Below are 18,029 nucleotides of genomic sequence, written 5' to 3'. Positions count from 1 at the left end.
GCCATTTCTGCGGGCATGACTGATACGACCGAACCCCCGCTGCGCGTTGGCATCGTCCCCGTTACCCCGCTTGAGCAGAATTGCTCGCTGGTCTGGTGCACCAAAACGATGAAGGGGGCGCTGGTCGATCCGGGTGGCGATCTCGACAAGCTGAAGGCGGCGGTCGCCAAAGTCGGCGTGACGATCGAAAAGCTGCTGGTCACCCACGGTCACCTCGATCACTGCGGGCAGACCGGCATCCTGGCCAAGGAACTGGGCGTCCCGATCGAAGGCCCGCACGAGGAAGACCGCTTCTGGATCGAAAAGCTGGATGACGATGGCAAGCGCTGGGGCATGCACGCCGAATCCTTCGAGCCGGACCGCTGGCTGAAGGACGGCGATACCGTCACCGTGGGTGAGCAGGAACTGCAGGTGCTGCACTGTCCGGGCCATACGCCGGGGCACGTGGTGTTCTATTATCCGCTGGGCCATCTCGCCATCGTGGGCGACGTCCTGTTTGCCGGCTCCATCGGGCGGACCGACTTCCCGCGCGGGAATCACCAGCAGCTGATCGATTCGATCACGCAAAAGCTGTGGCCGCTGGGCAATGACGTAACCTTCATTCCCGGCCATGGGCCAACCAGCACCTTTGGCCGGGAACGACAGGTCAACGGATTCGTCAGCGACTATTTGCTGAGCTGATCCGCCTTACATGACTTTCAGCAGGACCAGTGCGGCCACCACCGCCAGGCCCAGCTGGGTCAGCATGGTGATCAGCGTTCCGATCATGCGGCCCTTGGCAAAGCCGTCCGGGTCCATGCCAAGCGCATGGGCGATGCGGCCCAGCATGTAGACGGCAGCGACAATGGCCAGCCATTGCCCGCCTTTTCCGCTCAGTTCGAGCAGGGCGACCAGCGCCAGGACCCAGGGCGTGTTCTCCACGAAGTTGAGCTGGGCGCGCATCCGGCGTTCCATCAGGTCGCTTCCGCCCGTGCCGATGCTGATGCTTTCCTTGCCGCGCACCCGGCCGCAGCGCATGGCCAGCCAGATGTTGATCAGGGCCGCAGCGGCAGCCATGGCGAGTGTAGTTGGCAGGATCATTTCGTTCTCCCCTGTTTTCTTCGCTCCGGTATGGAGCCAACGTGCTTGCAACCTCCGGCGAATTCGCTATAGGCGCGCCTTCGCGTGACGCCGACCTTCGGGTTTTGAGCGCGGCCACACTAGAACTTTTGACAATTTGCAGGAACAGGTGCCGCAATGGCTGTCCCCAAAAGAAAAACCAGCCCCTCTCGCCGGGGCATGCGCCGCAGCCATGATGCGCTGAAGGTCGAAGCTTTCCACGAATGCCCCAACTGTGGCGAACTGAAGCGCCCGCACAACCTGTGCGACGCTTGCGGCCACTACAACGGGCGCGAGATCATCGCGGTCGGGCTCTAAGCCCTTTTTACCGGAGTAAGTGCACATGAGTCTGCCGCGTATCGCCGTTGACGCGATGGGCGGTGATGAAGGTGTGCGCGTGATGGTCGAAGGTGCGGCGCTCGCAAGGCGCCGCCACGACCGTTTCAAGTTCCTGCTGGTGGGTGACGAAGCGCGGATCAAGGCCGTGCTTGAGAATCACCCGAACCTGCGCGGGGCTTCCGAAATCCTCCACTGTGACGACGTTGTCGCCGGCGATGAAAAGCCGTCGCAGGCGCTGCGCCGTGCCAAGACCACCTCGATGGGTCTGGCGATCAACGCGGTCAAGACCGGAGAGGCCGGGGCTGCGGTCAGCGGTGGCAATACCGGCGCGCTGATGGCCATGGCCAAGCTGGCGCTGCGCACCATGCCGGGGATTGACCGGCCCGCGCTATCGGCCTTGCTTCCCACCCTGGGCGAAAACGACCTTGTCATGCTGGACCTGGGGGCGAACACGGACTGTGATGCCCGCAACCTGGTGCAGTTCGCCATCATGGGCGCGGCCTATTCACGGATCGTCACGGGCCGTGAGGAGCCGCGCGTACGTCTGCTCAACATCGGTACCGAAGAAACCAAGGGCACAGGCGACCTGCAAGCCGCTGCGGCACAGTTGCGGGCGGCTGCGGCCGACCTTGCCATGGCCTTTGACGGCTTTGTCGAGGCGGACAAGCTGGGCCGGGGCGATGTCGACGTGATCGTGACGGACGGTTTCTCGGGCAACATCGCGCTGAAAGCGGTGGAAGGCACGGCACGCTTCGTCGCCGACCTGCTGCGTCGCGCCTTTACCAGTTCCTTGCGTTCGAAAGTGGGCTTCCTGGTCTCGCGGCCTGCCACCGAACTGCTCAAGCATCATCTTGATCCGAACAATCACAACGGCGCGGTTTTCCTGGGCCTCAACGGTGTGGTGGTGAAAAGCCACGGCTCGGCCAGCGCCATCGGCGTGGCCAATGCCGTCGCCGTCACCGCCCGCCTGCTTGAGGAAAATCTGACCGAGCGGATCGCGGCGGACCTTGCGCGGCTTGGTGCCGATAGCCTGCGCTCGGTCCCCAAGGCAGCAGAATGACACGTCGATCGATTATCGCCGGCACGGGCTCCGCCCTGCCGAAACGCGTGGTTACCAATCACGAACTGGCCCAGACCGTCGATACCAGCGACGAATGGATCGTTGAACGCAGCGGCATCCGCCAGCGTCACATGGCGGGCGAGGGCGAGACGACTTCAACCCTGGCCATCGAAGCCGCGCGGAAGGCGCTCGCTGCGGCTGGCGTTGAGGGATCGGAAATCGGCCTGATCGTGCTGGCCACGACCACGCCGGACCAGACTTTCCCGGCTACTGCCACCATCGTGCAGGACGCCATCGGGGCAAACGGCGGCATCGCCTTTGACGTCGCGGCGGTCTGTTCGGGCTTCCTCTATGCGCTGGGCGTCGCCGATTCGATGCTGCGCGCCGGAATGGCGCAGCGCGCGCTGGTGATCGGCGCGGAAACGATGACCCGCCTGCTCGACTGGGAAGACCGCGCGACTTGCGTCCTGTTCGGGGACGGCGCGGGCGCAGTCGTTCTGGAAACGCGCGAAGTGGCAGAGGACGGCCCCGGCATCCTCACCACGCACCTTCACGCCGATGGCGCGCACAACGAACTGCTCTATGTCGATGGCGGGCCTTCGACCACGCAAAGCGTTGGCCACCTGCGCATGAAGGGACGCGAAGTGTTCCGCCACGCCGTGGTCAATCTGGCGGACGTCCTGGGCAACGTCCTGAAGGAATGCGATCTTTCTCCGGCCGATGTCGACTGGGTCGTGCCGCACCAGGCTAACCAGCGCATTCTGGACGCGACTGCCAAGAAGCTGGGCCTGCCGCCGGAAAAGGTGGTCGTCACGGTGGACCGCCACGCGAACACCTCTGCCGCCTCCGTGCCGCTGGCGCTGGACTGCGCGGTGCAGGACGGGCGGATCAAGCGCGGCGACCTGCTGGTGCTGGAAGCGATGGGCGGCGGCTTCACCTGGGGCGCCAGCCTGATCCGGTTCTGATCCGCGGCGGATAACCCCGCGTTATCCAGTCATTGCATTGCAATCGGACGACAAATTTGTCATTCTCCGAATCAAGAGGTCGCGGCTCTGAACTGGAAAGGTGTAACCACACCCATGTCTACTTTGACGCGCGCCGATCTTGCTGAAGCTCTGAACCGGAAACTGGGCCTTTCGCGCTCTGAATCGCTCAACATGGTCGAATCGATCCTGGATCACATGTCCGATGCTCTGGAACAGGGTGAAAACGTGAAGATCTCGGGCTTTGGAACCTTCCTGCTGCGGGACAAGGCCGAACGCATCGGTCGCAATCCCAAGACCGGCGTAGAAGTGCCGATCACCCCGCGCCGGGTGATGACCTTCCGTGCCAGCCAGATGCTTAAAGAGCGCATTACAAAGGCATGAGTTCCGGGGATTTCCTTGACCGGCCGGCAGAGCCCGCTGGCTTTGCCGACGGCAAGGACCCCGAAGCCCTGCGCACGATTGGCGAAGTGGCCAAGGCCCTTGGCATTCGCCAACACGTGCTGCGCTACTGGGAAGAACAGTTCCCCATGCTGCGCCCGGTCAAGCGCAGCGGCGGTCGGCGCTATTACCGCCCGTCCGATATCAAGCTGGTCGAAACGATCGACCGGCTGGTGCACCGCGAAGGCTATACGCTTAAGGGCGCGAAAATGGCGCTACAGGCCAAGGCTGCGCCCGTTGCCGCGCCGGAAGCTTCCGCCCCGCCGCCGCTGTCTGCACCCGTGGCCAACTTTGCCCTGCGCGCCCGGTTGATTTCGCTGCGCTCGGCGCTGGCCAAGGCGCTGGACCAGGCTTAGTATCTCCCTCACGAAAGTGAGGAAATCCCCCATGACCACTCAATACGACGCCGATCTCGCGCTGTTCATCAATGGCGGCTGGAAGATCGGCGAAGGCCGCGACCTGTTCCCGGTCGTGAATCCCGCCAGCGGTGACACCATTGCCGAAGTGCCTTTGGCAACGCCTGCCGATCTCGATGCCGCTCTGGCCGCTGCCGAGACTGGCTTTGCCCTGTGGAAGAACACTCCAGTCGAACAGCGCGCCGCCGTGCTCAAGAAAGCGGCAGCCCTGATCCGTGAGCGGGCCGATACCATCGCCACCCTGCTCACGCTGGAACAGGGCAAGGTGATTGCCGAGGCGCGGGCCGAAGTCCTGTCCAGCGCGCAGACCTTTGACTGGTGCGCCGAAGAGGCAAGCCGCACCTATGGCCGCGTGCTGGTCCGCCCGACCGGTCAGCGAGCCATGGTGATCAAGCAGCCGGTCGGTCCGGTCGCCGCGTTCAGCCCTTGGAACTTCCCGGTTTACCTGATGGCCAAGAAGCTGGCGGCGGCGCTGGCCGCAGGCTGCTCGGTCATTGCCAAGCCGCCAGAGGAAACGCCCGGCTGCACCGGCGCGGTCATGCGCTGTCTGGCCGATGCGGGCCTGCCTGCGGGCGTGGCGCAGCTGGTCCACGGCGTGCCCGACATGGTCAGCCGCCACCTGATCGCCAGCCCGGTGATCCGCAAGGTCAGCTTCACCGGCTCGATTCCCGTCGGCAAGCACCTGATGCGGCTTTCGGCAGACAGCCTGAAGCGCGTGACCATGGAACTGGGCGGCCATGCGCCGGTCCTGGTGTTCGAGGATTGCGATCTGGAAAAGACGCTCGACATGGTCGTGCCGCAGAAGTTCCGCAATGCCGGGCAGGTCTGCGTCAGCCCGACGCGGTTCTATGTGCAGCAGTCGATCTATCAGCGCTTTGTCGATGGCTTTGCCGAACGGACGCAGGGCATCACGGCGGGATCGGGGCTGGATAGCGATAGCAAGATGGGTCCGCTGGCCAATGTCCGCCGTCCGGGTGCGATCGAAGCGCTGGTCGAGGATGCCGCGGCCAAGGGTGCCAAGGTGCGCGCCGGGGGCAAGCGCGGCAATGCCGGGTTCTTCTTCCAGCCGACCCTGCTGGCCGACGTGCCAGACAGCGCCGACATCATGAACAACGAACCGTTCGGTCCCGTTGCCGTGGCCGCGCCCTTCGCCGATCTGGACGACGCCATCGCCAAGGCCAACCGGCTGCCCTATGGTCTCGCCTCGTTCGCCTTCACGCAGAACCTGCGCACGGCAAACCTGCTGGGCGATGCGCTGGAAAGCGGGATGGTCGGGATCAACACCTTCGCCGTCAGCGCGGCGGATGCGCCGTTTGGCGGGATCAAGGATTCCGGCTTTGGCAGCGAAGGCGGGCCTGAAGGGATGGACAGCTACATGGTGCCCAAGGCGATCCACCAGGCCTGAGGAGCGGTCAGAATGAGGCCGGCCCCAGCTGCGGGTCAAGGTCGCGCGGCCGGGTCAGGTGGACCAGCCGCGCGCACTTGTCCGACAGGTCGGCCCAGCGGTCGATGTTCAGTTCCAGCACGGCATAGGCGGCGGTGGGGAATTTCACTTCCACCACGTCGCGCAGCGGGCTGGAGCCGTCGTCCGGGACCAGATCGAAGATCAGATCCTCCAGCCCGGGATTGTGCCCCACCATCAGGACGGAACGGGGATCGCCCTCCGTCTCGCGCAGCAGGTCGGCCAGTGTGGCGCTGCTGGCCAGATAGATGCGCCGGTCCCAATTGACCGCGACCGGGCGGCCCGAAGCTTCGCAGGCAATTTCGATCGTTTCGGCACAGCGGATCGCGGGCGAGGCAATCACCCGGTCCCATTGCACGCCGTGATCGCGGATGTGACGCCCCATGATGGCCGCACCCTTGCGCCCCCGGTCATTGAGCGGACGGTCGAAATCGCGGGCGCGGGGATCTTGCCAGTCGGACTTGGCGTGACGGAAGAGGCCGAGGATTTTCAAGTTTCTATCTCTTGCTGCGCGGGCTGCCCTGAAACACCGGCAGCGACCCGTTGTAAAGCCTCATCAAGTGTCAGGCGTGTTACAGGCGTGCCAGCGGGAAAGGCGCTGAGCAGGCGCGAGGGGAAGGCGGAGCTGAGCACTACGAACATCCCGTGATCGTCCTTGCTGCGGATCAGGCGGCCAAAGGCCTGGGCCAGCCGGGCACGGATGATCCGGTCGTCATATGCCTGCCCGCCGCCGGCCATCCGCCGCGCGCGGTGCAGGATCGACGGTTTGGGCCAGGGCACCTGCTCCATCACCACCAGCCGCAGCGAGTGGCCGGGCACGTCCACCCCATCGCGCAGGGCATCGGTGCCCAGCAGGCTTGCCCGCGGATCGTCGCGGAAAATGTCGACCAGCGTGCCAGTGTCGATCGGGTCGACGTGCTGCGCGAAAAGCGGCAGACCACCGCGCGCCAGCCGGTCGGCAATCCGGCCATGGACCGCGCGTAGGCGGCGGATCGCGGTAAACAGGCCCAGCGCCCCGCCGCCCGCTGCCTCAATCAGCCGCGCATAGGCACCGGCCAGCGCAGAAATGTCTCCCTTCGGAACGTCGGTCACGATCAGGACTTCGGCCTGGCCGGCATAGTTGAACGGGCTGTCAAAGCTGGACAGGCGCGGCGCAACCGGCAGCTCTGCGGCGCCGGAATGGGCGACGGCAGCGTCCCAGTCCGGCCCGTCGCGCAGGGTTGCGCTGGTCAGCATCACACCATGCGCCCCTTCCAGCACGGTGCGGGCAAAGGGCTTCATCGGATCGAGCCAGCGGCGGTGGATGCCGATGTCGAACTCGCGCGCTTCGGCCCGCTCGACCGCCAGCCAGTCCACGAATTCCGGATCGGCTGGTCCGCCCAGCCGCTCCAGCAAGACTTCCCACGCTGCGATCAGGTCGATCCGCCAGGTCAGCGAATGGCGCGCCCCTTCGATCCGGGCGCGGCCGGGTCCGTCCAGCCAGTCAGGCGGTTCGGCCAGCAGGGCCTCCAGCCGCACGCCCAGCCGCATCAGCGGGCTGCGCAGATCGGCCAGGGCGGCCTGGGCGGCCATGGCGCGCTCCACAAAAGCGCCGTCCAGCTGGGCCGCTTCCGTTTCCAGCCCATAGCCGGCTTCCTGCCCGCCGCTTTCGTCGCGGGCGTAGACCGTGGCGCGCACCGCCGCGAGCAGTTCCTCCAGCGGCCCGCTCGGCTGGTTTTCATGCAGGCGTTGCAGCCAGCCGTCGCCGGGCAGGGCTTCGGCAGCATAGCGCGCGGCAGCAATCGCCTTGCCGCCCGCTTCGTCATAGCTGGCGAGATCGGCCAGGCGCGCTGCCAGGCCGCGGCGGCGCCCTTTCGATCCGCGTTCCGGCCCGATGACCCAGCGGCGCAGTTCGATGGTTTCTGCTCCGGTCAGGGCTGCGGCGAAGGTCGAATCCGCCGCTTCGAAAACGTGGTGGCCTTCGTCGAACACGATCCGCGTCGGACGCTGCGCGGCATCGCGCCCCCGCGCGGCGTTGACCATGACCAGCGCGTGGTTCGCAATCACCAGGTCCGCCTGGGCACTGGCACGCGAGGCCCGCTCGATGAAGCATTTGCGGTAGTGCGGGCAGCCGGCATAGACGCATTCGCCGCGCTGGTCGGTCAGCGCCTTGATCCCCCTTTGGCGGAACAGGGTGCCGAGCCATCCCGGCAAGTCCCCGCCGATCATGTCGCCGTCCTGGCTGTATGCCGCCCAGCGCGCGATCAGCTGAGCCATGATCGCCGCGCGCCCGTTGAACCCGCCTTGCAGCGCGTCTTCCAGATTGAGCAGGCAGAGGTAATTCTCGCGCCCCTTGCGCACCACAACCGGGGCGGAACCATCGGCCCGCGCGGCAGGCCAGGCGCGGCGGCTTTCGCGGCGCAGCTGGCGCTGCAAGGCCTTGGTGTAGGTTGAGACCCAGACCGTGCCGCCCGAACTTTCCGCCCAGAGCGAAGCCGGAGCGAGATAGCCCAGCGTCTTGCCGATCCCGGTGCCTGCCTGGGCCAGCAGCATATGGGGCTGCCCCTCCCGCCAACGCGGCTCGAACAGGTGCGCAGCTTCCTGGGCATAGGCGGCCTGGGCGGGCCGGCTCTCCGCTCCTTCGCCAGCAAGCCGGGCCAGCCGGGCGGTAACTTCGGCAGGGGGGAGCGAAACCTGCGCGGGCTGCGGCTTTTCTGGCGCTTCGTCCCATTCGGGCAGCCGCGCGAAGAGCCAGCGCTCAGCCTTGGCAGGTGTGGCGATCCGCGCGGCAAGCAGCGGCGCCCATGTCCAACGCAAACGGGTGAGGTTTTGCAGCGCCGACCATGCCCCTTCGCGCTCGGCCCAGTCCGGCTGTTCGCAGACCGCCAGCAAGGCTTCGGCCGCTTGCTGGAGCAGGGCCGGGACGCCGTCATCCCCCTGGGGTTCCGGCAGGTTCAGTGCATGAGCCAGCCCCTTGGGCGTCGGGACCACGAAACGCGCGGGGTGTACGAAGGCGTAGAGTTCAAGCAGGTCCAGCCCCGACAGGTCGGGATAGCCCAGCCGCGTTGCAACCAGCGGCGCGTTGAGCAGCAGCAGCGGCGTATCGGCAGCGGCGACAATTGCCTCACCCTTGGCCACAGTGCGTGTCGCACCATGGCCATCGCGCAGCCAGCAACCGGCGTGGCTGGCATGGATTGCAGGGAGGGGCAGGGCGGCGGGGCTCATGCCCCGGTCTTAGAACGAAAATGGAACGGCGAAAACTGCCCTGAGCGGCTTAACGGCGGAAAAGCCGCTCCCACCAGCTCATGTCGCAATCCATCGGCCGGACATGGCCATAGATCTGGCGGCGCATATCGGGATCGAGTGCCGGTTTGCGCGAGCTGACGAACGAGGGACGGATTCCACGATGGGATTGTGGAGTCATGGGGGGAAACTCCGTTGGTTGACCTTCATACAACACGTTAGCAAGCCGGTTGGTTCCCTGCGTGCGGTTGACCGTTCGGTCGCGCTGCGCCAGCACTGGACAATGCCGAATCCATCCCGCGCCGCGCTGATCGACCGCCTGCCCAAGGCCGAACTCCACCTGCACATCGAAGGTTCGCTGGAGCCCGAGTTGTTGTTCGCCCTGGCCGAGCGCAACGGCGTGGCGATCCCCTTTGCCAGCGTGGAGGAGGTGCGCGCGGCCTATTCCTTCTTCAACCTCCAGGACTTTCTGGACATCTACTACCAGGGCATGTCGGTCCTGCTGCACGAGCAGGACTTTTACGACCTGACCTGGGCCTATCTGCTGCGGGCAGATGCGGACAACGTGCGCCATGTCGAAATCTTCTTCGACCCGCAGGGCCACACCGAACGCGGCTTGGCCTTTGAAACCGTGCTGAGCGGGATCGAGCGTGCGCTGAAGGACGGGGAGGTGCAGCTTGGCATCAGCTACCGCCTGATCATGTGCTTCCTGCGCCACCTGAGCGAGGAGGAGGCCTTTGCCACGCTGGACCAGGCCATGCCCTATCTCGACCGCATCCACGGTGTTGGGCTGGATTCGTCCGAGGTGGGCCATCCCCCGGCGAAGTTCAGCCGCGTCTTCGCCCGCGCCCGTGACCTCGGCCTGCACGTCACGGCCCATGCCGGAGAGGAAGGCCCGCCGGAATATGTCCATCAGGCGCTTGACCTGCTGGAAGTGGAACGGATCGACCACGGCAACCGCGCGCTGGAGGATGCGGCCCTGGTCAGCCGGATTGCGGATGAAGGGCTGACGCTGACGGTCTGCCCGCTGTCCAACCTGCGGCTCTGCGTGATCAAGGACATTGCCGATAGCCCGGTTCGGCGGATGCTGGACCTGGGCCTGAAGGCGACGATCAATTCCGACGATCCGGCCTATTTCGGCGGCTATATCAACGCCAACTTCCATGCCGTTGCCGAGGCGCTGGACCTGACCGAGGCAGAGATCGTCAAGCTGGCGGAAAACAGCTTTACTGGTTCGTTCCTGCCGCTGACCGACCAGGCCCGCCACCTGAACGAGATTGCCGAGGCCGTGCATGGTTGAGAAGGTTTACCTGACCGCCGACCGCTTGCTGGAAGACAGCTTTGCCCTGGCGAACCTGGTGCTGAAATCCGGGTTTCGCCCCACCCACATCGTCGGCATCTGGCGCGGCGGCGCGCCGGTGGGGATCGCGGTGCAGGAACTGCTGGCCTACCACGGGCTGGAAACCGATCATATCGCGATCCGCACGGCCAGCTATTCCGGGATCGACCAGCAGGCCAAGGAAGTGCGGGTCTATGGCCTCGGCTACCTGATCGACGTGCTCAATCCGGAAGACCGCCTGCTGGTGATTGACGACGTGTTCGACACCGGCCGTTCGGTCCAGGCCTTCCTGGGCGAGCTGCGCGCCCGCTGCCGCCACAATACGCCCGAAACCATCAGGATCGCCACCGCCTATTACAAACCGAGCCGCAACCAGACACCGCTGAAGCCGGACTATTTCGTCCACCAGACCGAGGAATGGCTGGTCTTTCCGCATGAGATCTGCGGGCTGAGCGAGGAAGAGATTCGCGCGCACAAGCCAGGGGCGGCAAAGATTCTGGGCGACTGACTGCGGCGAGTCCCCCAGTTCGCACTTGCGAAATCGGCGCATTTCCGCGAAGGCGCGCGATTATGACCGACGAAGCACTCCTTACCGCCGCACAGGTTTCCAAGGCTTGGCCGTTTGAAGAAGCGCGCAAGCTGCTGAAGCGGTATCCGGACGGGAAACCCGATGGCTCGCCGGTCCTGTTCGAAACGGGTTATGGCCCGTCGGGCCTGCCGCATATCGGCACCTTCCAGGAAGTGCTGCGCACCACGCTGGTCCGCCGCGCCTATGAAGTGCTGAGCGGCGGCGCGCCGACCCGGCTGGTGGCGTTCAGCGACGATATGGACGGCCTGCGCAAGGTGCCGGACAATGTGCCGAACCAGGGCCTGCTGACCGCCTATCTGGGCCACCCGCTGACCCGCATCCCGGATCCGTTCAACAAGTACGAAAGCTTCGCGCACCACAACAACGCGATGCTGCGCGAATTCCTGGACCGGTTCGGCTTCGATTACGAATTCGTCTCGGCTTCGGACCGGTACAATTCCGGCCAGTTCGACGATGCCCTGCGCGGGGTGCTGCGCAATTGGCAGGCGATCATGGACATCATGCTGCCGACCCTGCGTGAGGAACGCCGCAAGACCTATTCCCCGGTCCTGCCGGTCAGCCCCAAGACGGGGCAGGTGCTGCAGGTTCCGGTGGAAGTGGTCGATGCCGAAGCGGGAATGGTCCAGTTCGAGGATCACGGCGACATGGTCGAAAGCTGCATCCTGGGCGGCAATTCCAAGCTGCAATGGAAGGTTGACTGGGCAATGCGCTGGGTCGCGCTGGGCGTTGACTATGAAATGTGCGGCAAGGACCTGACCGATTCCGTGCGCGAAAGCGGCAAGATCGCCCGCGCCCTGGGTGGCCGCGCGCCGGAAGGCATGATCTACGAACTGTTCCTGGACGAGAACGGGGAGAAGATCTCCAAGTCCAAGGGCAACGGCCTGACCATCGAACAGTGGCTGACCTATGGCAGCGAGGAAAGCCTGGGCTTTTACCTCTACCGCGATCCCAAGAGCGCCAAGTCGCTCCACGTCGGGATCATCCCGCGCGCGGTGGACGAATACTGGCAATTCCGCGAAAAGTTGCCCGAACAGCCGGTGGAACAGCAACTGGGCAATCCGGTCTGGCACCTGCTGCGCACCAATGGCGACCGCGCCGGAGCGGGGGACAAGCTGCCGGTGACCTATGGCCTGCTGCTCAACCTGGTCGGCGTGCTGGGGGCCAGTGCCTCGCGCGATCAGGTCTGGTCCTACCTGCGCAACTATGTCGACAATGCCGATCCTGCGGCCCATCCGGAACTGGACAAGCTGGTCACCAATGCGCTTGCCTATAACCGCGATTTCATCGCCCCCACGCTGAAGCGGCGCAAGCCCGAAGGCGGCGAAGCGGCAGCCCTGACCGCGCTGGACGAGGAACTAGCTGCCACCAGCGACGATGCCACGGCGGAAGAACTGCAGAACATCGTCTATGAAATCGGCAAGGACCCGCACTATGGGTTCGAGCAGCTGCGCGACTGGTTCAAGTGCCTCTACGAAACGCTGCTGGGTTCCAGCCAGGGGCCGCGCATGGGCAGCTTCATCGCGCTCTACGGGATTGCCAATACCCGCAAGTTGATCGCCGAAGCGCTGGGCTGAAGCGCTTAGCGCTGGGCGCTTTCCAGCCGCTCCAGCCGTGCCTCGATCCGTGCCAGGGATTCGAGGATGTGGAGCTGTTCCTCGTGGGTAAAGGCGTCCCGGTTTTCGTTCAGGCGGTCGACAAGGCGCACCACGATCAGCGGCGCCACAACGAAGATCGACAAGTGCATCAGGATCACCGCGACCAGTTGTCCCGCGCCGGTCTTGGGGCTGATGTCGCCATAGCCGGTCGACGTGGCCGTAGTGGCAGCCCAGTAGAGGCCGGTGGCGAAATCGATGCCTTCGAAGTGTGAAAGCAGGGCAGCGCTGACGAGCAAGAGGACGGCGTAGAGGATCGCCAGCTCGATGAAGGTGTCAGTCGCGGCGCGCAGTTTCTGCATGGTCACTCCTGAATGATGTGCGGCACGAACCGCGCGCGGTTGCCGGTGATCAGCCCGTCCTCGCGAATGCCCAGGCCCGCTGCGACACCGTCAACGATCCACGACCCCAGGACCGGCACGCCGCGCCCGAAATCGCGCAAAGGGTACAGTTCCTGAAAGACCAGCCGGTTGCGGCTGTAGCCCCCTTCGCTGCGGGCAAGGACCTGACCCTTGCGCACCACTTCGATATTGGCGCCCTCGCGGGAATGGACTGGCTTGGAAACGTAGTCGCCCTGCATTGCATGGGCGTCGAAACTGGCAGGCAGCAGGTTGGGGTGGCCGGGGAACATCTCCCACAACACGGCGAGCACGGCCTTGTTGCTCCACAGCATCTTCCAGACCGGTTCGATCCAGAGGGTGCTGCTCATGTGCGGCAGGATCGCTTCGCCAAATTCCTCTGCTGCCAGCCATTCCCAGGGGTAGAGCTTGAACAGCGCGCCGATCAGCGCGTCGTCCTGATCCACGATGCGCCCCCTTGCGTCGATCCCGATCTGGTCGATCAGCACGGCGTGGGTTTCCAGACCCGCCTGCATCGCCAGTTCGCGCATGTAGGTGGTCGTAATCGCATCCTCGTGAACATCGTCGTTCACATGGGTGAACCAAACCCGCTGGTCGGGGATGCGGTCTTTCAGCGCGGTCCAGCGCTCCAACAGGCGTTCGTGCAGGCTGTTCAGTTGGTCCGCCTGGGGAAAGACCTCTTCCTTCCAGAACCATTGCACGATCGCGGTTTCCAGCATCGCGGTGGGCGTGTCGCAGTTGTATTCGAACAGCTTGGGCGGACCGGCGCCATGGTAGCCGAAGTCAAACCGGCCATAGTCCAGCGCGGGCGGCTGGGCCTGCCATGCGTCGCGCACGGCCTGATGATAACTTGATGGAACGCCGCAGAGCGAGAGCAGGCGTTCGTCCTGCGCGATCCGTTCACCCGCCGCACGGTAGAGCCGCTGCACCTCCTCCGTCGCGGCCTCGATCTCCTCGATCTGGGCCAAGGTGAAGGCATAGCAGGCGCTTTCGTCCCAATAGGGGCCGTCAGGATCGGTATGCCAGACCAGCCCATGCTCTTCGACGCGGGCCTGCCAGTCCGGCCGCGGCTGGAGCGTCATGCGGCGCATGGATCAGGACCGTCCGCCGCCGAACGAGCGCGAACTTGAACCGAAGCCGCCGCGCGATACCGCGGCCGAGCGGGTGATGTTGCTGGCCGAAGGGGCGCGGGCATAGGTCTTGGCCGGGTCCGGCGCATAGGAACCGGCATAGCGGCCATTTTTCACGGAATCGCCAATATAGGGAACCCGCGAATGGCGGCCGAGATAGTACCAGGCCACGCTGCTACCACGAATGTAGCCGCCCGAGCGGGTGTCGCACCGATCGTCGTCGATCCGCTTGCCGTTCTGGTCCACGCAGACCCGCGTGTCGCGGTCCGCGACGACGCCTTCGCTCCAGTCATCGCCGGACGAGCAGGCGGAGATGGACACCAGCGTGGCGGCCATGGCGGGCGTAAGAAAAAGCTTTTTCTTCATGGTATTGCGCCCTGTTCTTCAGGGAACCATGCAGGCGGCTTGGAGTATCCCGACGCCCAGGCCCATGCTGCCCACGAACAGGCCCGATGCCATGCAGCCTTCTGCGATCCGGTCCGAAATCGCCTTGAACAGGATGCGCGAAATGGCGACGAAGACCAGCAGTTGGACAACGGCAGCAACCGCGCCCCACAGCAGCATGTCGGGGATCGAAACGGCATTGCCGATCACCAAGGCCATGGGAACGGCAAAGCCGAGGAAGGTGCCGCCAAGCTGGGTGGCAGCGGCGACATTGCCTTGGCCTATCAGTTCGAATTCACGATGCGGGGTGAAGCGCGAATAGAGCAACAGGAAAACCACTGCCAGAGCCAGGGCGGCACCGAAATAGGCCAGAAAATGCGGCAGAGCGGCGGTAAACTGGGCAAGCACTTAAGTTCTCCCCGTGGTCACTTGGGCGTTCCCCCAGTGAATAGGGGCTGGTGCATAGCAAGGCCCAGCGACATATGCCAAGCTTTTACAGAGGCTTGATCAGCCGCGATTGTACCAGGTATGACTTTCGGTGATGACCGCCCGGACCGGCTGGCCGGCACGGTTGGTGGCCGGGCGATAGCGGAAGCGCTGGGTGATCAGGCGGCAGGCCAGGGCATCGACCTGGACAAAGCCGCTGGACCGCAGGACGGAGCAGCCGGTCACGCGGCCATCGATCTCCACCGTATAGCGCACGCCTACGCTGGCTTGCTGTCCCGGCCCGATCAGGCCGTCGGGAAAGTCCGCCACGGTCAGCCGCCCGCGCACCTGGCGGGGGCCCGTGGCAATGCCGCCGCCGTCACCATCTCCGCCTAGGCCGCCGCCGCCGGTCCCCGAACCGACGCCGCCCGCGCCCTGGCCGGGGCCAGCCTGGGTGGAAGCACCGCTCTGCCGCGCATCGCCTGCTGCCGGGGCAGTGGCGGCGGCAATCAGAGGCGGCGGAACGGGAATGCGCGGCGGCTGGGCGACGACGGGAGTTGCCTTGTTCTTGAGATTGCGCGCGGAGGCTGCGTCCTTTGCCGCACTCGCGGAGGACGCGCGCGGCGGTGGTTCCGGTTCCGGCGGCGGCTTGGGCAGAGTGAAGTTCAGCGTGACCAGGTCCGCCACCGGCTTGGGCGGCGCGACCAGGCCGCGGCTAAGGCCGAAGATCATCGCCAGGGCAATGCCGGAAACCAGCGCAGCCGAAATTACGGCTGCGCTGGTCCGCGTGGCAGGTGAGCCACCGGCATAGCGCCCGGGCAGGGCGGCGGCGGCGCTCAATGGACCCGGATGGAACGCTCCGCCTCAAGGCAGGCCTGCTCGCACCGGCGGCAATGTTCAGCGCAGATGCGGCAGTGCTCATGTTCCTCGGCGTGGCGTTCGCACTCGTCAGCGCAGAGCATGCAGGCCTGGGCGCAGGCCTGAAGCGCCAGGACAATCAGAGCCTCGTCGGTTCCGGTGCGGCGTGTCGCCAGCTTGCCGGCAGCAAGGCAAAGGTCGGCACAATCCAGGTTGAGCCGGATGCACTGGCGCAGCTGGGCGACCATTTCTTCGCGCAGGCAAGCGTCCGCGCAGGAAATGCATACCGGAGCGCAGGCGAAGCATTCCTCGATGCAGGACACCAATGCGTCGTTGGTGCTGCCTATCACGTCGGGGTGGGCGGCGATCATCTGTTGCAAGTGGTGCATGGGGTGTGGCTCCTGAAGTTGGGGACTTCAGAGGCAACCCGGCACCTGGGGCAGAGTTCCGCCGCGATTAACGGCTGGCCGCAATCCAGCGGTCAAGCTTCGCTTCCAGGATCGGCAGGGGCAGGGCTCCCGACCCCAGAACCTGATCGTGGAAGGCACGGATGTCGAACCGGCTTCCGAGAATGTCCTGGGCCTTGCGGCGCAGGCGCTGGATTGTCAGCGCGCCGATCTTGTAGCCCAGCGCCTGGCCCGGCCAGACAATGTAGCGTTCCACCTCTGCGGTCGCATCGCTGCGGCCCATGCCGGAATTGGCGAGCATGAATTCAATCGCCTGCTCGCGGCTCCAGCCCTTGGCATGCAGCCCGGTATCGACGACCAGCCGCATCGCCCGCAGCATCTCGTCGTCCAGCGTGCCCCAGTGCTGCATCGGGTCCTTGTAGAAACCCATGTCGAAGCCCAGCGTCTCGGCATAGAGCGCCCAGCCTTCGACATAGGCCGTGTTGCCGCCAAAGCGCTGGAATTCCGGCAGGCTTTCGTCTTCCTGCGCCAGGCTGATCTGGAAATGATGCCCCGGCGCCCCTTCGTGCATGTAGAGCGTGACGACCCCGGTGAGGAACCGGCTCGGCAGGTCATAGGTGTTGTAATAGAACACCCCTGGCCTGGTTCCGTCGGGCGAGCCCTGGTTATAGGAACCGCCGGCTTCATACTTTTCGCGGTAGGCCGGATATGGCTCGATCGACAGCGGCGTACGGGGCACCTTGTTGAAATAACGCGGCACCTGCGCATCGACGGCCTTGGCGGCGTCAGCGAACGCCTTGGCAAATTCTTCTTTGTTTTTAGGGTGATATTTCGGATTCGTGCGAATTTCCTCGAAGAAATCGCGCAGCGGACCGGAGAAGCCCAGCTGCTGGCGGACCTGGTCCATTTCACGCTGGATGCGGGTCACTTCGGACAGGCCGAGCTGGTGGACTTCTTCAGGCACCAGCCGAACCGTGGTCTGGCTTTCAATGGCCTTCAGATAATAGGCCGCGCCGCCCTTCATTGCTGAAATGCCGACGGCTTCGCGGGCGGCGGGCAGGTATTCGTCATTCAGGAACGCACGCAGGCGGCGATAGGCGGGATAGACCTCGCCTTCCGTCGCTGCGAAGTACTGCTTGCGGATCGGATCGCGCCGCGCTGTCGGGACGGCGTCAGGGAAGGACTTCACGCCGGAGGTAAACGGCGATTCTTTTAGCGGCTGCGCCAGGATTGCGTCGATCTGGGCCACCATGTTGCTGGTCGTCATGCGGGTTTCGACCACGCCCGTCGCCACGCCCTTGCGGAAAGCGGCAATGGCATTGTCCAGAACCTGCGGGAAGACGCGGATCAGGTCCAGATTGCGGCGATAGTCGGCTTCGGAAGCATAGGGCAGGGCACCGCCCGCTGCGACGAGCGACGGAAATTCGACATGGAGCCCGCCAAAGTGGGTGAGGGGGCGAACCAGGTTCAGCGCGACCATGTCCGGATGCAGCCATTGCTCTGCTTCCCGCTTGTCGTGCAGAAACACGTCATAGGAAATCTGCCGTTCTTCGCTCAGCTTCGCGCGGTCGATCCTGGCCAGTCCGGCCAAGGCCCAGCGCACCACGCCGCGCCGTTGCCGCACGGCGAGGTCGGTAAAGGTCTGGCGGAACGCGGTCAGGTTCGGCTTGCCCCCGCGATAGATCAGGCCCAGCGGATCGATTGCGTCCTCGCGCCGGGCGGTTTCGTGGAACAGCGCCATCAGGCGGCGGTCCTCGGCATTGTTGCTCGCGGCGGCCCAGCCTGCACCCGCGGGGAGGAAGGCCAGCCCGGTGCCAAAGGCGAGGCCTGCGGCGAACCGGCGGCGCGTGAGCATAAAATTCAT

The 18,029-nt window shown here is 65.0% G+C and carries 21 protein-coding genes; 10 read left to right on the top strand and 11 right to left on the bottom strand.

The features are described from left to right. The first annotated feature begins 15 nt into the window (after window positions 1–15). On the top strand, window positions 16–681 hold the full coding sequence (locus ACQKOE_RS04040; protein ID WP_427511662.1) for an MBL fold metallo-hydrolase: 666 nt from the start codon (window positions 16–18) through the stop codon (window positions 679–681). A gap of 6 nt (window positions 682–687) precedes the next feature. Here ACQKOE_RS04040 and ACQKOE_RS04035 read toward each other — a convergent pair whose 3' ends face one another. Continuing rightward, complete coding sequence (locus tag ACQKOE_RS04035) at window positions 688–1,080, bottom strand: MAPEG family protein (RefSeq protein WP_374587580.1); 393 nt, start codon at window positions 1,078–1,080, stop codon at window positions 688–690. 156 nt (window positions 1,081–1,236) lie between these two features. Between ACQKOE_RS04035 and rpmF the strand changes: the two genes are divergently transcribed. The 6 genes from rpmF to ACQKOE_RS04005 all read left to right on the top strand — a co-directional run bounded on the left by rpmF (window position 1,237) and on the right by ACQKOE_RS04005 (window position 5,742). Next, window positions 1,237–1,416, top strand: a complete 180-nt coding sequence (gene rpmF, locus ACQKOE_RS04030) for a 50S ribosomal protein L32 (RefSeq protein ID WP_309623349.1) — start codon at window positions 1,237–1,239, stop codon at window positions 1,414–1,416. Between the two features lie 25 nt (window positions 1,417–1,441). Then, on the top strand, window positions 1,442–2,497 hold the full coding sequence (gene plsX, locus ACQKOE_RS04025) for a phosphate acyltransferase PlsX (protein ID WP_427511661.1): 1,056 nt from the start codon (window positions 1,442–1,444) through the stop codon (window positions 2,495–2,497). Further along, on the top strand, window positions 2,494–3,462 hold the full coding sequence (locus ACQKOE_RS04020) for a beta-ketoacyl-ACP synthase III (RefSeq protein WP_427511660.1): 969 nt from the start codon (window positions 2,494–2,496) through the stop codon (window positions 3,460–3,462). The genes plsX and ACQKOE_RS04020 overlap by 4 nt, the downstream gene beginning before the upstream one ends. 114 nt (window positions 3,463–3,576) lie before the next feature. Continuing rightward, window positions 3,577–3,864: an integration host factor subunit alpha gene (locus ACQKOE_RS04015; protein ID WP_374587574.1), complete on the top strand. Its 288-nt coding sequence runs from the start codon at window positions 3,577–3,579 to the stop codon at window positions 3,862–3,864. After that, window positions 3,861–4,277, top strand: coding sequence for a MerR family transcriptional regulator (locus ACQKOE_RS04010; RefSeq protein ID WP_427511659.1), 417 nt, complete (start codon window positions 3,861–3,863; stop codon window positions 4,275–4,277). Before ACQKOE_RS04015 ends, ACQKOE_RS04010 begins: the two co-directional genes overlap by 4 nt. A gap of 31 nt (window positions 4,278–4,308) precedes the next feature. Further along, window positions 4,309–5,742, top strand: a complete 1,434-nt coding sequence (locus ACQKOE_RS04005) for an NAD-dependent succinate-semialdehyde dehydrogenase (RefSeq protein ID WP_427511658.1) — start codon at window positions 4,309–4,311, stop codon at window positions 5,740–5,742. A 7-nt stretch (window positions 5,743–5,749) separates the two neighbouring features. Here the strand turns inward: ACQKOE_RS04005 and ACQKOE_RS04000 are convergent, their stop codons facing one another. Genes ACQKOE_RS04000 through ACQKOE_RS03990 form a run of 3 tightly spaced genes read right to left on the bottom strand, consistent with a single transcriptional unit; the run spans window position 5,750 to window position 9,202 of the window. After that, a complete protein-coding gene (locus ACQKOE_RS04000) occupies window positions 5,750–6,292 on the bottom strand; it encodes a SixA phosphatase family protein (RefSeq protein ID WP_427511657.1) in 543 nt (180 codons plus the stop codon). After that, window positions 6,289–9,003 (bottom strand): ATP-dependent DNA helicase, encoded by a 2,715-nt coding sequence (locus ACQKOE_RS03995; protein WP_427511656.1) that lies wholly within the window; start codon window positions 9,001–9,003, stop codon window positions 6,289–6,291. Before ACQKOE_RS03995 ends, ACQKOE_RS04000 begins: the two co-directional genes overlap by 4 nt. 49 nt (window positions 9,004–9,052) lie before the next feature. Further along, window positions 9,053–9,202 (bottom strand): hypothetical protein, encoded by a 150-nt coding sequence (locus tag ACQKOE_RS03990; protein WP_427511655.1) that lies wholly within the window; start codon window positions 9,200–9,202, stop codon window positions 9,053–9,055. Window positions 9,203–9,304: 102 nt separating this feature from the next. On the opposite strand from ACQKOE_RS03990, the gene ACQKOE_RS03985 reads away from it, so the two are divergent. The 3 genes from ACQKOE_RS03985 (at window position 9,305) to ACQKOE_RS03975 (ending at window position 12,523) form a co-directional block, all read left to right on the top strand. Continuing rightward, window positions 9,305–10,321 (top strand): adenosine deaminase, encoded by a 1,017-nt coding sequence (locus tag ACQKOE_RS03985; RefSeq protein WP_427511654.1) that lies wholly within the window; start codon window positions 9,305–9,307, stop codon window positions 10,319–10,321. Beyond that, complete coding sequence (locus ACQKOE_RS03980) at window positions 10,314–10,868, top strand: phosphoribosyltransferase (protein ID WP_427511653.1); 555 nt, start codon at window positions 10,314–10,316, stop codon at window positions 10,866–10,868. Before ACQKOE_RS03985 ends, ACQKOE_RS03980 begins: the two co-directional genes overlap by 8 nt. 62 nt (window positions 10,869–10,930) lie before the next feature. Next, complete coding sequence (locus ACQKOE_RS03975; protein WP_427511652.1) at window positions 10,931–12,523, top strand: lysine--tRNA ligase; 1,593 nt, start codon at window positions 10,931–10,933, stop codon at window positions 12,521–12,523. 5 nt (window positions 12,524–12,528) lie between these two features. On the opposite strand, the gene ACQKOE_RS03970 is transcribed toward ACQKOE_RS03975, so the two are convergent. From ACQKOE_RS03970 to ACQKOE_RS03940, 7 genes are all read right to left on the bottom strand, one after another. Further along, window positions 12,529–12,903: a potassium channel family protein gene (locus ACQKOE_RS03970; RefSeq protein WP_427511651.1), complete on the bottom strand. Its 375-nt coding sequence runs from the start codon at window positions 12,901–12,903 to the stop codon at window positions 12,529–12,531. Window positions 12,904–12,905: 2 nt separating this feature from the next. Further along, the gene (locus ACQKOE_RS03965) at window positions 12,906–14,051 is read right to left on the bottom strand and encodes a glutathionylspermidine synthase family protein (RefSeq protein WP_427511650.1); all 1,146 of its coding nucleotides are present in this window, start codon (window positions 14,049–14,051) and stop codon (window positions 12,906–12,908) included. A 3-nt stretch (window positions 14,052–14,054) separates the two neighbouring features. Further along, complete coding sequence (locus ACQKOE_RS03960; protein ID WP_427511649.1) at window positions 14,055–14,456, bottom strand: hypothetical protein; 402 nt, start codon at window positions 14,454–14,456, stop codon at window positions 14,055–14,057. Between the two features lie 18 nt (window positions 14,457–14,474). Continuing rightward, the gene (locus ACQKOE_RS03955) at window positions 14,475–14,882 is read right to left on the bottom strand and encodes a DUF350 domain-containing protein (protein WP_427511648.1); all 408 of its coding nucleotides are present in this window, start codon (window positions 14,880–14,882) and stop codon (window positions 14,475–14,477) included. Between the two features lie 99 nt (window positions 14,883–14,981). After that, window positions 14,982–15,740 (bottom strand): TonB family protein, encoded by a 759-nt coding sequence (locus ACQKOE_RS03950; protein WP_427511647.1) that lies wholly within the window; start codon window positions 15,738–15,740, stop codon window positions 14,982–14,984. Next, on the bottom strand, window positions 15,737–16,147 hold the full coding sequence (locus tag ACQKOE_RS03945; protein ID WP_427511646.1) for a four-helix bundle copper-binding protein: 411 nt from the start codon (window positions 16,145–16,147) through the stop codon (window positions 15,737–15,739). The genes ACQKOE_RS03950 and ACQKOE_RS03945 overlap by 4 nt, the downstream gene beginning before the upstream one ends. A 67-nt stretch (window positions 16,148–16,214) precedes the next feature. Beyond that, complete coding sequence (locus ACQKOE_RS03940) at window positions 16,215–18,029, bottom strand: DUF885 domain-containing protein (RefSeq protein WP_427511645.1); 1,815 nt, start codon at window positions 18,027–18,029, stop codon at window positions 16,215–16,217.

Source organism: Novosphingobium sp. NPDC080210 (assembly GCF_050281025.1).
GTDB lineage: Bacteria > Pseudomonadota > Alphaproteobacteria > Sphingomonadales > Sphingomonadaceae > Novosphingobium.
The sequence above is the reverse complement of the archived record's forward strand: the minus strand, read 5'-3'. Positions and strand labels throughout refer to the sequence as shown.